Genomic DNA, 13,456 nt, shown 5'->3' with positions numbered 1-13,456 from the left:
ACAGGCACATCTTGTGCTTGTAATACCGGTTCTTTTTTTTGGAATCATATGTGGTATATGGATTATGCTCTATCAAAGCTTGCAATAAGTTCATCAAGAACATCTTTGCTTACCATTTTACCTTTGAAATTGATCAGGTTTTCTGAGCTTCCGGAGAAGATACAAGTTGGCTCATATTTTCTAAGGATAATCTTTTCAGCGTCTACAAAAATTTCGAGCGGGTCTTTTATGTCGATTCCCATTGTTCTACGCAGTTCAATAGGAATTACGATACGTCCCAATTCATCCACTTTTCTTACTATGCCTGTTGCTTTCATCATCGTACATCCTCCCTTGAAGTCACATTTATAATCATTCTTGCTAAAAGCTATGTACGCTTCTATATGATAGTAATGATTACGCTACTACCTAATTCTAAAGTTCTATTCATTTCCTGTCAATTATTTTTCTACATTATATGATATTATTCGACAAAATTTCGACAATGTATGATATCTGTTGAGCACCAAGATATGAAGCCGTGTCAGAACACAAAAAAATAGGGGCTTCTCTGGAATGTCGAAATCCACCCAGAATGTAACCCTACTTGATGACAATTCTACCCTAAAATACCTTCGTTAATCTATTTGTAAATCTTGTCACTCCGCTTATCCGCAATCACAAGTAGGAAATTGTCGAAAACTAGCAAGAACGCTACTCCGTCATTTACCCAGATGTTTAGTAAGTCAAACTTAAATAGGATCTATCATTGGAATAATAATTTCGCTATGAGTAGTGTGTGTATCGAATCCTCATGTAAATACAAGGCTGATGATATCACTGTAGTGTAAATACGATGAATCCGGAAGTCGACTAACGAGGGGCTAGCAAAGAAGTTATTAATGGAGGGTATTCTAAGTGTTTGATGATTTTTGTCCCCCATTAAGAGAGTAAATAAACTATAGAATTATAAAGTTCTCCGATAAAGGTTTCATCAATCTGTTTAATATTGATAATACGTTCCTGGCATAAGCCATTTACAGCAAAAGTTGCTTGAAAGTAACCGTTTAATGGTTCTATGTCTATTTCAATATCCGTTTCTATTTTATCCGAAATATCATAGCCATATAAGACATATATCGCGATATCGTAAGATTTCTTATTCAGAATTAAGGAAAAATAGGAAGATGTCTGCGCTGAGTTTGTCTCAGGAACATAGTCTATTCCGTATAAAACTCCGATAGGGTGATTCGATGCAAAATAACTGTTATAGTTATTATTTTTAAATTGCCCTTTTAACCAGAGAATAACTTCAAAGTCAGTGTCAGCAGGGATGTAAATAGAAACCATTGGCTCTTCGATCAGCAACGGGGTGCTGTTAAGTGTGTAAATGTTGTGTATTTTGAATAAGCTATGCCATAACTTAATGTTAGTACACTGATTGTTAACTATCTTGTTCATATCTTTTCCTTGGTAATTGTCAATAAACACTACATTTTTATTGTATTTCGAAGCAATCCACTGTAATTCAACATAAGCATCAGGGTAAAGATCTCTGCTGATCACAACGAGAGTCTCAATATTTTCATTGTAAGCCAATAGGGCTGCATCAACAGCATCATAAGCCGACTCAGCGGGAACGACAATTTCACCGTGTATGTTAACGCAAAGATTCCGATTGTCCAATTTGCATTTTCCGTTCACATAGCATACTAATATATCACTTATCCAATCAGGGTCAGCATAGCAAATAAACAAGTGTTTATCGTCCCTATAGTTATTTGCCATTTTCGACAACATGAGTTTTATTTGCTGCAAGTTAGTTAGGTGAGATTTACCAATGAGTTCACATACTTTGGCTGTAATCATGGGCGCGGCAAAGCTGTTCGAGTTGCTGCACTCTTTACCATTCAAATGATGTCTAGCAAAAGCCGTAAATTCTATACCGTCGATGATATTATCATTGAGATAAAACTCCCCTTCGTGCAGCGTGTTGCTTACCTCTCTCTTAACGCCTATAACGTTTGAAAAAGAAGCTGGATATGTAATATAATCATGATTACTTGCGGCACTTACAATAACTAAGCCTTGACCAGCAACCTTGTTTATAACTCTCTGCGTTTCTAATAAATCCGCTGAGCAATGGCTTCCCAAGCTGATATTTACAACTTGGATATCATTTTGAACGCACCATTCTAGTGCACTATACAACTTCTGGATATTTCCCCTTAAGGTATCAGACAATATCTTCAAGCTATACATATAGATTTCCGGATAATAGTGCTTAATTATGCCTGCGCAGATGGTGCCGTGAGTTATTCTTTCGGGACTGTCTATTGTATAAGCGTCTATTGTGAAATCTTCATTGAAGATCAACTGTTGAACAACCGGTTCACCTAGCAAATATTCGTTGATACCATCATCAATCACGGCAATTTTCACTTTAGCTTCGATGTTCATCATCTCCTTTTACAGATCGACAAAAATAAAACCGCCTCATTGGTCACAAATCCATTGACCCAGGCGGTAGTCATGATTAAAAAAGTGATTAATCATTTAATTAAACAGGTTCTTTTTCCGCAGCATCGAATCCAGACTAGCTTGTAGCACACTATTTAAATACATGCTATCTTCTTCACCATTATTGGAGTTGTCAATAAATAACCCGAATTGTGATAGGCTAGAGCTGCTACTTAATTTACTCAACGAGTCTAACTGCTCCGCCTTTCTTTTTTTTTCTGCCTCTACTTCTTTATTAATCTTCTCCCGCTCGGCAGGTGTTAAATAATCACCAATCACCCAAAAAGTAGCTGTTCCATCCGGATGTATAATGACGCCACTGGCATCACCGGGTTTATCATTAGCGCTGGAAGCAAAATGATCCTGAATAATTGCTTCTACCCTTTTTTGCATTTGTGGATCTGTTGCCGACTGATTCAGTATATTTGGAGCAATGGTTACATTCCCTTTGCCAACACTACCAGAGTATACACTTTTCACTGCTTCATTGTTCTTTGGTATGGCTTGAACGTTGATTTTAATGTCGAATTTTTTTTCCAATTCCGTCAAAACCGCTTCCGAACTCGATGTCGATAGCGCGTCTTGAAATGAAATCTCTGAACTCTTATTTTTCTGGATTACCATTGCAGCCCCCGCACGATTCAGGCTACTGAGTGAAGCTACATTCAACAACTTAAACCAACTCCCTTATTCTTTTTTCCTGTAGAATGCGGCAAACTGTATTATTAATTCGATCTAGGCTGTTGAAGCATCCATTTAATATATCGGTTTCCGGAATTTGTATTTTTAGTTTTTCCTCAATATGTACAAATAGAACCAACAAATCCCGTGGTGAGAACTGCATCGCCTCGCCCAATAAATCTTCATAGAAGTAGTTTTCATTAAGCTTGATCTTGTCCATTCCCATTACGTCGAATAATATTTCGTTTATCTGTTCACGCACTTGATCCAGATCCATAAATATCACCCTTCTTTTATACGATTTGCATATTTTCCTGTAACAATAGAGCTTCACAGCATTCTGCTAATTTCAAAGTGTCTGTCCCATTTAACGAATTAAACAGAGGAACCTTTGACTCTAGCGATATTTGTGCAATTTTTTCATCAACCAACTTAGAATCAACCGTAAAAAACTTCAATTCTTTATCCTGTTTGCTTCTGCCCGTATCAAATTTATGATTTGACATATTAAAACAATCAATATCAAAACCTAATTTATGCTTTGTTGACACACATATCTTATCGAGAAACTCTCCATTAAAATCATCATAGGTCAAGTTCATAATACCGACATCCGGATGGATTGCACTAGCCGCCTCGAATGCAGTAATACCAAATCTATTGGTAAACAGATTATTATATACCATTGTCCCGCCTGGAATTCCGATAATCATTACATCAGGTCGTTCGTTCAATTCAATATATTTACAGAAGTGATTAAAAAGAAATATTTTATCTATCTCCGCTTCTTTATGATTAAACATAAAATCAGGAAAAGAATGAAATCCCATAATCTCACAATAAGATTTTGTCCCAATTTGACTTACTTTGTACCCTTCTTTCAAGAAATAATCCCTTAGGCTAAGCTGAACATCAAATTTATTGGATTTTTCCATAAGACTCGCCACGCAGATTATCGGAACATTAATATCCAGCAGTATTTTCTCAACGAGTTCTACTTTCGTTCTGTCAATGTCAATTCCAAAAAAACTTGTGAGTTCCACATTATTTTTCAGGCATACCTTCTTTACCATTTCAACTTCATGATCAGCACATCTGTTAAGCAGAACAATATCTTTCCCCATCTCTGCGGCTTTGATAATTGTCGGGAACACCACTTTTTCAAAACTGCATTCAAATTCACAAATCATTAACACATCAAATTCATCATCTGAAAAAGAATCTTTAACTTTTATACCCACATCCTCACCATAATAGCTGTACGCTGCATCTTTTTCATTCAGTCCAAAACCTAAAGGTGCCATTAATGAAACAAGCTCATAGTTGCCCAGTAAATTGGAGAATCTGACGACCGGACCGAAATCTGCATGATATGGATAAACAATTGCTCTTTTTTTCACCATTGTCTCCCCCATTACACTTTTTCTTTATCAAAGTCGTAGCCTAACTCTCTTAGTACGCAATAATCTTTAAACAAACTCTCAGTGTTTTCTTTAACTTTATTGCAGATACTTAATTTTTTGGCAGCAGAAAACTCACTGATATCATCGGCGGCCATTGCACAAGAAGTGCAATATCTAAAGGCCCAGCACTCTTTGCATTCTTTCTCCGTTATTGTTCCAATGTTTAGTATGTTCCGGATATTATCCAATTCAAAGCCTGTATCTATATGCCCAATCCTCATTACACTAGATGCTTCACTAACTCTTTCACAGGGATACAGAGCACCGTCAGCATTCACAAACAATCGTTGTACTCCTGGAACACACGGTCCGGAATGATGGTCTTTTTTTACATCATAGAAAGAGATTCTAAGCCTGTTATGGACATTCTCCTGGATTTGATCAAAGCTTTCCATCACCAGCTTGGATACATCATTTTTCTTAAGCCTATCAAATTTATAAAGAAATAATTTGAAAACTTCGTAATTATACATCTTGATAAAACTGTCATTGATTAAGGACTCACTTTTTTTGTAGCTACTTGCTATATCACTTGCCATAACAGCAAAGTCTTTTACGGTCTCATAGTTTGAAAAAAAGTTTGTGGAACAGCTAAAATCTGAATTTGGATCAATTACTGCATTGAACATCACTTTATCAACATAGTCTGGTGTTTTGTTTTTGATATTTTCAATATTATCCATAATAGTCTGAAAACTGCCTTTATTATTTACCGCAAAAACTCGGTTTCTATCATGCGCGACTTCATCGCCGTCCAGGCTGATCGTTAAATTAAAATCATTAGAAGATAAGAACTCTAAGGTTTCGTCGGTAATTAAAGTTGCGTTTGTAGTAAGGTTAAACGTTAGTTCTTTGCCCGCACTTTGTTCTCTGGCATAAGCAACACAAGCTTTTATTAAGTCCATTTCCAGTAAGGGCTCTCCTCCATAAAATCCAATATTAATAATTGGAGAATCTACGGAGTGCTCAATCAAAAACTTAATTGCTTTCAAAGCAACCTCTTTTTTCATTCTCTTATTGGTATGTACTCTGTGTAAGTAGCTCCCTGAATACGCGCAATAGCTGCATCTTAAATTACAGTTTTGCGTGACCTGCAAAGTTATCGAGCCAACGCTTCTGCTTAAATTGTGCTGCAAAGAGTCGCTCATGGGATGAATCATCTCAAAATCCTGTTTCTCCGCCAAAAAACCGGAATCAAATAAGTTTTGAATCTCCGGTTCCACTTGTTCAAAGTTTGAATTTCTATAGTTCAACAAAGCCTGATAAGATCTTTCATTTAATTTAAGAAATGTATTTGCATTCGCATCGAACATATATTTTCCCGTTACCGTTTCAAATAAATGAAATACTGGCACCTGAACTCCCCCCACTCTAAAAGTGAAGCAGGACAGCTTTTTTAATAAAGCCATTTAGCCATCCTGCTCTTAGCTATACTTAAGATTGCACTTACTACCCGATTCCAATAGCAGTCATCTTCATGGAGTTACCAGTATAGGTTACTTGTTTCATGGCTGCTTTGTTTGATCCGCTGGCATTGCATGTACATGCATAACAAGGACATGCACTGCAAGCTGCATATGCCTCCAACGTTTCATAATTTGCATTTGTTCTTTTTACAAGTTGTTTCATATGCCTATTCCTCCTTTCAAATCGTATTTATCTAAATATCAATATTTGATATTTAAATCACTCGAAGGGTAAACCCATTAAACGAATTGATGCTGTTGTGTGATGAGCCGATACCTTTCATTTGTATAAGACAACTTCTCATGAAGTCCAATAGCGGAGACCTGGCCTTTTTCTAAAAAGATTACTCTATCCACATGCTTCAGAATTTCCGGCCTATGACTGACTATAATCACTGTATTGTTACTGAGTGCTGTATCTAATAGATGGTTGATGGCTTGTTCAGAGTGAAGATCAAGGTTGGAGGTCGCTTCATCAAAAATCACCATAGGCCTGCTTTTTACTAATGCTCTGGCTATCGCGATTTTTTGTTTTTGTCCACCGGACAACTTGTTCCCATTAGAACCTACGACATAATCCTCAAACCAGCTTGTATCCTTCTCTAATAATTGGGTAGCCTCAATAGCCTGTCTATACTGCTCCTCATGGTTTTCACTGTAAAGTTTTATGTTATTTTCGATGGTTGTGTCAAAAAGATATATCTCTTGACTAACAGTCGAAATTAATTCCCGATATTCATTCAAATTAATAGCCTTAATATCCACTCCGTCAAATAAAATTTTTCCTGCAAGTGGTTCGTAAAACCTCTGGATTAAATTTAGGATTGTAGACTTCCCCGAACCATTCATTCCTACAATGGCCACTTTCTCATGGCTGCCAATCGTGAAATTCACATTTGACAAGATCAGTTCAGTATCATAAGCAAAGCTTACATTTTCAAACTGAATGCTCCCAAAAGGGTTGAGTCGCTTCATACCAATGTTGGCGGATTCTACATCACAAGCTTCGATTTCTTCCTCGAGCAATGAATAATACCTTCGGGCAGAAGGCATTATTCCCGACAATAAGTATCCAATATTCAACATCGATGAGATAGGAGTGGTCACATAAGCGCTATAGGTAATAAATGCAAATATACTTCCTACCGAAAGCTTTGAATCTAATATCATCGTCGATCCAGAAGCATATATTAGAAGAACTAGTCCTCCAATTAGAAATCTCTCCACAGTAATCCGCCAATTATCCAATAAACTGATTCCCATATGGGAGGTTATTACTTGATTCTGCTTGTCTGCAAATTCTTTTTCTTTGAAAATGAATAAATTAAAAAGCCTTGTTTCCTTCACACCATTCAAACTATCCTCAAACCAATGCGAATATTCTCCATCCTTCGTGATGTATTTTTCCGCAAGAGACTTTCTTTTTTTAGCAAACGATTTCAAAATTAAATATTCTATAGGGATTAAAATAAGCACAATAAGTGTAAGTTCCCAACTTATGATAAAAAGTCCAATAACTCCTCCTACCAAACTAAAACACTGACTAACAATAAAAAGCATGCTACCATCCGTTATTTGCGAAATATTCGATATATCGGTGCTAACGCGATTTAAAATTTCACTGCAGTTTTTATCAGTGAAATATTTCACTTTCACTTTCATAAGTCGATCAAATGCAGCTTTATGCAAGGAGTAGATAATATTTGAAGCTATTTTTATTCTTCGTTTTTCTTTGAGCAAATCTAAAAAGCTACTGAACATAGACAAAAGAAAGATGTAGATTGCCGTTAAAATAATGGTTCTAACATCTGATTTCATAAATCCTTCATCAATAATAATTTTGTTGAACATCGGCAAAATGGAACTAATCAAAGTAGAAAATATTAAGAGCAGAAAAATAATACATAAATTCTTTTTATGCGCTTTAAATAATCCGATAAGTTTTTCAAGGGTATCCTTATCATTCATAGAATATATCCTCTTCTACTTTCAAGCTTCGGTTTGACATTGATAACGCTATCAATATATCATATAAAAGAATATTTGGGGTAATTTGGTAGCTAATGGTTGGAATAGGAGGCTGAATGACGTTTCGTGTCAGGTTTTGGTATCTCTGAAGATTAACAAATTTAATTATGGGGGGGGATGGCTTTGTTACGCATAGCCGTATGCGATGACGAGAAAAAGGAACACGATTTGCTAAAGGAATATCTCCCAAGACTTATGAAAAGCACGGCTTACTCTTTCGAGACTCAATATTTTACCTCCGGTGAGGAATTGCTTCACTATTATAATCAACAGAGTAGTTATCCTTTTCATATACTTCTAATGGATATTGAACTGAGAGGATTAAATGGAATCGAGGTTGCAAAAAAAATCCGTGCACTTCCGGATCGGGAGGTTCAAATTATATTCTTGACAAACTATCCGCAGTACGTAATGAGCAGCTTTGATGTGCAACCCTACCATTATTTGATTAAACCAGTAAACTATGAGTGTTTTGAGGCAAAGATAATAAAGCTATGTAACTATATCATTTCTTCTGTAAATAGGTTTCTAATGATTAAAACTGAAGATGGACATATGGTGATCAAAAATTCTGACATTATTGCGATTGTTAAAATCAAACATTCCTTGGCTAAAAACCGACTAAAGATCATTACCTCTACGCAGCATTACATAATTCCAGGTACAATTTCAGAATATATAAGTAAACTAAACCGTCCATTTATGCTTATTCATCGTTCCGTTATTGTTAATCTGGAACATGTCCATAAGTTTACAGCTACTTCCGTAGTCATGCACAATCAAGAGCAGTTTCCTATTGGCCGTACTCAGGCAAAAGAGGTTAAAGAAGCCTACGCCTATTATATGATTGCACAATTCAAAGAACGAGGATGACTCTTTATCTATCAATGGTCATCATGATGTTGCTTATTCTGCTAATCAGAGAAACCATCCTTTTATTCGGTAAAATTAATGAAAACACCAAACTGACTAAAGAAAATCTGCAATTACATAAACAGATGGATTATCAACACATCAGCTATGAAAAAACCACACATTCCCTTACAAGCATCAAACAAGTTATCCATGATACGAACAAGCATTTGGTATATGTCCGGAATTGTATTCAGAACAATGAGATTCAGGAATCTATCCATCATATCAATTCAATGCTCGGTCAAATTCATCAGCCTTCTCTCAAACTATCAACAGGTAATTTGGTAATTGATTCTTTAATTGGCAACGCGCTAAATATTGCTTGTGAACACAAAATTGCTATTAAGTATGATATTCATATACACGCCGAAGCTATTGATATTGATCGGTTTGACTTATGTACCGTGATCGGGAATGTGCTGGATAATGCTCTAAACGCCGCTGCAAGAGTTCCAAAAAAAGAAGATAGATTTATTCAGCTGCTAATTTTCACTACCGATACTTCATTGTTTATCCAAGTCACCAACTCACGGAACAATTCTAGCACTATAGTGCAGCATAATTTTAAAGAGAATCCCGCTTTTCACGGATTCGGCTTAACAAATATTCAAAGTGTCACCGAAAAATACGGAGGTCATCTAGTTACTAACGCTCAAAATAATGAATTCGAAACAATCATTGTACTACCTTTTCTAAACATACTTTCAGCAGCTAAGCCAAACCTGACCGAATTAGAAAGGCAGTGAAAAAAACTATTTCCCTAGCAAGTACAGCGGCCGCTCCCCAACAGCAGACTGAAGGGGAGCAGGCCCGCCGCAAGCTTTACGAAGTAATCTCAAACAATCTCGCTGTTTTTCCTGGTGGGAGTGCCACCGTCAAAACCCCTGCCGATTGATCCCAATTCCAAGTTGAACTATGCTGCTGAGGATAGGCACAGGCGATCACTGGTTCAAATCCCTTCAGCTCTTCTATCGGCAATTGGACATTTGCAGCTTCTCCGGCAATCCGCCATACTGCAACATACCGTCGTTCGCCGCGCCGCAGGCCAAGGCTGACCCATTCGCCCTCACTGTCAGGCAGGCCGAGCGGCCAGAAAGGTGTGGCGTGTGGGATATCACTGCGAATGGTTTTGTAATAATCCAGCGCTTCTTTAACTAGACTTCTGCGGTGAGGTTCAAGCTCCGCCAAATGACCGCTCTGGTGTACACGAAGCAACAGCGCATTAACCATATTGAAGATGACTTCCTCATCGTCACCCTCGCGCAGCGGATAAGACCAAACTGCGGACTGCTCCGGTGTCAGTGCTGCCGGAGAACCTGCGGCAATGGCCGCATACTGTACATAATCCTCCTGGTCGCTAGTAGACTGGATGCTGTGTCGGCTGAGCATCGCATAATCCATGCGCATTCCCCCGCTGGAACAGTTCTCGATGACAAGGTTCGGATAACGAACAAAGATGCTGTCCAACCAAGCCAGATAAGCGCGGTTATGCTGTAGCAACCCATCTCCGAAGCTGTCCGCATCCGTTTCTGTCCCAATGCCTGCATTGATGTTGTAATCCATTTTAATGTATCCTACACCGTACTGCTTAACCAGACGCGCAATAACACCGTTTGCATGATCAATGACTTTCGGGTTGCGGTAATCTAGCTGATAGCGGCTACGGTCCTTAACCCTTTTACCATGCCGCATGAAAAACCAGCTGTCATCAGTCTCCGCAAGCTTCGGGCTGTTGATGCCCATAACCTCCAGCTCAAGCCATAGTCCGGGAATCATCCCTTTGCTGCGGATATAGTCGAGCACATATTTAATCCCTTCCGGAAACCGATCGCTGGAAGGCTCCCACTGGCCTACGCCATCCCACCACTCTCCGGGTGCATACCAGCCAGCATCAATACAGAAATATTCACAACCTACTTCTGCGGCAGCATCAATTAAAGGCAGTAGTTTCTCAGTCGTTGGGCTTCCCCATAGGCAATTCATATAGTCATTAAAAATAATCCGCAGCAGCTCATTATCCTCATTAGGTCTGCGGATCATCCGGCGATATACCGTAAGCTGTTCTGCCGCGCCCTGAAATCCTCCCTGCACAGCACCTACAGCTGCTGGCACCGAAGTAAACTCTTCACCGGGAGCTAGGTTCAGCCACCAATGGTTGTCATGTTCTGTAGGTCCGCTGACCAGCAGTGTAAGCTGATCGTATTGATCCGTCAGCTCCCAATGCCAAGAGCCGTTATGCTCAATCTGCCAGAACAAGCTTGTCCCGCTCTCCTTATTATGCAAAACCGCCATCGGTAGAAGCTCCGCTGCTGACCAAGAGCCTGTATTGCTTGCGGCAATTCGTTTGGAGCCACGGTCTGCCAAATGATACATCCCAAGCTCAGGCAGGCGGTAGGTCCGCCACTGAAGTTCACTCTGCCATCCGCTGTGGGCAAGGGTTACTTCAATCTTATCATTGCGCTCCCCGCTCCCCTCTTTGTCTACACCTGTAAGAGCAAAGGAGGAGATGTATTCCACTGCCACCTCAGCTTCTCCAGCATTCTTTAGCACTGTCCAGCTTCGAACGATTTGCACGCCCTTGTAGAACTGAAAATGCTGTACTGCCTGGATTTCCGTAATCGGATCAACCAAGCTAAGCTCCAGTTTACGTCCGAGCGCATTCACTGTATCGCTGTGCCCCGCATATACCATCCGAAGACCCGGATAGGATGCTCGGTGTGTGCGCCCGTGATATTCGGCGCGGTCTTCACCCGATAATTGCAGCTCCAGCAGCCGGAAGCCTTGCTTGTTCTTATCCGCTATGGCTGCTTCCAAAGGTGCCGCTCCAAAATGCAAAAGCCGAACATCCTGATCTTCCGTAACTTCAATCGTAAGATATAGTCCATTTTCAATGATTTCAATCATTTTGCTATTCATAATAATGTACCTCCTGACTTTATCTCAGTATCTTCTTATGATTATATAACATATAAAAAAGGGACGGTTCTCCAGTAAGTGAATCTTACCTTGGAGCCCGCCCCCTGATCTGAACCTAGTTATTCTGCCGATCCGAATTGAATCCAAGCTTTTTGAATTTCATCGATGGCTTGATCCTTAGTTTTGCTGCCGCCGATGTAAGCCTGCATGAGCTCACCAAATTTTTGGTGGAAGGTATCCAGAGAGTAGTTCACGGACAGGTCGCCGGATTTCTCTGTTTTGAGGATTTCTTCCATTTCTTTTGGCATTTGCAGGTCAGGCATTGGAGCATCCTTAATTGGAGGAATAACCTTTGCTACTGTAGAGAACCAGTTCTTACCGTATTCAGAAGTATACAGCCAGTTGAAGAACTCAATAGTCTCACCAGCTACAGCAGAATCCTTATTGATACGCAGGGCCTGATCCGCACCCGTAATGATCTGGGACTGTTCAGCCTTGTCGCTGACTGGGTAACCCATAATGCCCAGGTCGAAGTCAGGTGTGATTTTCTTAATGGCTTCTTCATCCCATGCGCCTTTACCCGTCATGAACGCTGTTTTGCCGGATGCAAAGTCGCTGACTTCAGCATTGCTGTCCCGTTCAAGCGGTTTGTCTGTGCCATGTTTAACAGTAGTATCAACGAAGCTGAAGAAGTTATTGTACAGCACCGGGTGATCCTTGATCGTGGTTTTTCCGGCAATAAAATCATTTACTAGTGTCTTAGCATCCGTACCCGCATCTTGGGCTGCCGCATCTACGAAATGTTGGAAGATATGTTTCCATACCCACCACTCTTTATAGGCGTTGGCAAAAGGAGTAATACCTTTAGCTTCAAGCTTAGTAATCGCATCGTCCATTTGGGCTGTTGTCTTAGGAACTTCTGTAATCCCAGCATCAGCCAACAGTTTCTTATTGTACATCAGGACGAATAGATTTCCTTTTACCGGAAGACCGAGCACTTTACCGTCCGAAGAACTCATGTTAGAACGCACTGCATCGGTCATCGCCGCAGCCAGTGGCTCATTAGTTAGGTCAGCACTATACTCCGCAAAAGTATCAATATCTCCGCCCGCTGTGGTCTGGAATACGTCAGGTGTACTTCCCGCAGCAATCTTCGATTTGAGCACCGTATTGTAGTCAGCCTGCATAATCTCCAGATTAATCGTCACATTCGGTTTAACTTTCTTGTACTCGGCAATATAAGCGTTAAAAGCATCAGTGTACTCGGGTGATGCGGTGAACATATTAATCGTGACCGGCTTGCCAGAATCTGTGGCTGGAGTATTCCCTGTTCCGCTATTGTCAGCGGCATTGTTGTTTCCGCCGCAACCCGCCAGTAATCCGCCGACGAGCAGCAGACTCGCAGATAAAGCCATAAATCTTTTTAACATGATGTTGCCCCCTTTTCCTCATGCATCTAGTGGTCTTGAGACAATTCTAAAGAAAAAG

12 protein-coding genes are annotated in these 13,456 nt (G+C 39.7%); 2 read left to right on the top strand and 10 right to left on the bottom strand.

All coding sequences use genetic code 11. From position 1 onward, the window contains the following. Nucleotides 1-62 precede the first annotated feature (62 nt). The 8 genes from NYE72_RS08925 to NYE72_RS08890 all read right to left on the bottom strand — a co-directional run bounded on the left by NYE72_RS08925 (nt 63) and on the right by NYE72_RS08890 (nt 8,077). Nucleotides 63-320 carry an AbrB/MazE/SpoVT family DNA-binding domain-containing protein gene (locus tag NYE72_RS08925; protein WP_036684015.1) on the bottom strand — a complete coding sequence of 86 codons (258 nt, stop codon included), beginning with the start codon at nt 318-320 and terminating at the stop codon, nt 63-65. Between the two features lie 601 nt (nt 321-921). After that, entirely contained in the window at nt 922-2,442 is a 1,521-nt protein-coding gene (locus NYE72_RS08920; protein WP_080742448.1) for a S8 family serine peptidase, read from the bottom strand. Nucleotides 2,443-2,535: 93 nt separating this feature from the next. After that, nucleotides 2,536-3,171: a DUF6033 family protein gene (locus tag NYE72_RS08915; protein WP_036684019.1), complete on the bottom strand. Its 636-nt coding sequence runs from the start codon at nt 3,169-3,171 to the stop codon at nt 2,536-2,538. A 1-nt stretch (nt 3,172) separates the two neighbouring features. Beyond that, entirely contained in the window at nt 3,173-3,457 is a 285-nt protein-coding gene (locus tag NYE72_RS08910; RefSeq protein WP_036684022.1) for a hypothetical protein, read from the bottom strand. Nucleotides 3,458-3,473: 16 nt separating this feature from the next. Continuing rightward, nucleotides 3,474-4,583, bottom strand: coding sequence for a TIGR04066 family peptide maturation system protein (locus NYE72_RS08905; protein WP_036684025.1), 1,110 nt, complete (start codon nt 4,581-4,583; stop codon nt 3,474-3,476). A gap of 11 nt (nt 4,584-4,594) precedes the next feature. After that, entirely contained in the window at nt 4,595-6,052 is a 1,458-nt protein-coding gene (gene ccpM, locus NYE72_RS08900; protein ID WP_217904434.1) for a Cys-rich peptide radical SAM maturase CcpM, read from the bottom strand. A 40-nt stretch (nt 6,053-6,092) separates the two neighbouring features. Then, nucleotides 6,093-6,272, bottom strand: a complete 180-nt coding sequence (locus tag NYE72_RS08895) for a CLI_3235 family bacteriocin precursor (protein ID WP_036684027.1) — start codon at nt 6,270-6,272, stop codon at nt 6,093-6,095. A 77-nt stretch (nt 6,273-6,349) separates the two neighbouring features. Continuing rightward, nucleotides 6,350-8,077, bottom strand: coding sequence for an ABC transporter ATP-binding protein (locus tag NYE72_RS08890; protein ID WP_076296035.1), 1,728 nt, complete (start codon nt 8,075-8,077; stop codon nt 6,350-6,352). A 183-nt stretch (nt 8,078-8,260) separates the two neighbouring features. On the opposite strand from NYE72_RS08890, the gene NYE72_RS08885 reads away from it, so the two are divergent. Together NYE72_RS08885 and NYE72_RS08880 are read left to right on the top strand one after the other, a co-directional pair. Beyond that, on the top strand, nt 8,261-9,010 hold the full coding sequence (locus NYE72_RS08885) for a LytTR family DNA-binding domain-containing protein (RefSeq protein ID WP_076104094.1): 750 nt from the start codon (nt 8,261-8,263) through the stop codon (nt 9,008-9,010). Beyond that, a complete protein-coding gene (locus NYE72_RS08880) occupies nt 9,007-9,798 on the top strand; it encodes a GHKL domain-containing protein (protein ID WP_080742445.1) in 792 nt (263 codons plus the stop codon). Before NYE72_RS08885 ends, NYE72_RS08880 begins: the two co-directional genes overlap by 4 nt. A 76-nt stretch (nt 9,799-9,874) precedes the next feature. On the opposite strand, the gene NYE72_RS08875 is transcribed toward NYE72_RS08880, so the two are convergent. After that, on the bottom strand, nt 9,875-11,968 hold the full coding sequence (locus tag NYE72_RS08875) for a glycoside hydrolase family 36 protein (protein ID WP_076316743.1): 2,094 nt from the start codon (nt 11,966-11,968) through the stop codon (nt 9,875-9,877). Between the two features lie 119 nt (nt 11,969-12,087). Further along, nucleotides 12,088-13,398, bottom strand: a complete 1,311-nt coding sequence (locus NYE72_RS08870) for an extracellular solute-binding protein (protein ID WP_076316742.1) — start codon at nt 13,396-13,398, stop codon at nt 12,088-12,090. Between the last annotated feature and the right edge of the window lie 58 nt (nt 13,399-13,456).

It is taken from the genome of Paenibacillus sp. FSL L8-0333, assembly GCF_037965665.1.
Taxonomy (GTDB): Bacteria; Bacillota; Bacilli; order Paenibacillales; family Paenibacillaceae; genus Paenibacillus_AQ; species Paenibacillus_AQ odorifer.
This window is presented reverse-complemented; position numbering and strand designations above follow the sequence as displayed.

Coding starts and splice junctions, on each gene's coding strand:
- NYE72_RS08925 (WP_036684015.1), bottom strand. CDS start 320: ATGATGAAAGCAACAGGCATAGTAAGAAAAGTGGATGAATTGGGACGT.
- NYE72_RS08920 (WP_080742448.1), bottom strand. CDS start 2,442: ATGATGAACATCGAAGCTAAAGTGAAAATTGCCGTGATTGATGATGGT.
- NYE72_RS08910 (WP_036684022.1), bottom strand. CDS start 3,457: ATGGATCTGGATCAAGTGCGTGAACAGATAAACGAAATATTATTCGAC.
- NYE72_RS08905 (WP_036684025.1), bottom strand. CDS start 4,583: ATGGTGAAAAAAAGAGCAATTGTTTATCCATATCATGCAGATTTCGGT.
- ccpM (WP_217904434.1), bottom strand. CDS start 6,052: ATGGCTTTATTAAAAAAGCTGTCCTGCTTCACTTTTAGAGTGGGGGGA.
- NYE72_RS08895 (WP_036684027.1), bottom strand. CDS start 6,272: ATGAAACAACTTGTAAAAAGAACAAATGCAAATTATGAAACGTTGGAG.
- NYE72_RS08890 (WP_076296035.1), bottom strand. CDS start 8,077: ATGAATGATAAGGATACCCTTGAAAAACTTATCGGATTATTTAAAGCG.
- NYE72_RS08880 (WP_080742445.1), top strand. CDS start 9,007: ATGACTCTTTATCTATCAATGGTCATCATGATGTTGCTTATTCTGCTA.
- NYE72_RS08875 (WP_076316743.1), bottom strand. CDS start 11,968: ATGAATAGCAAAATGATTGAAATCATTGAAAATGGACTATATCTTACG.
- NYE72_RS08870 (WP_076316742.1), bottom strand. CDS start 13,398: ATGTTAAAAAGATTTATGGCTTTATCTGCGAGTCTGCTGCTCGTCGGC.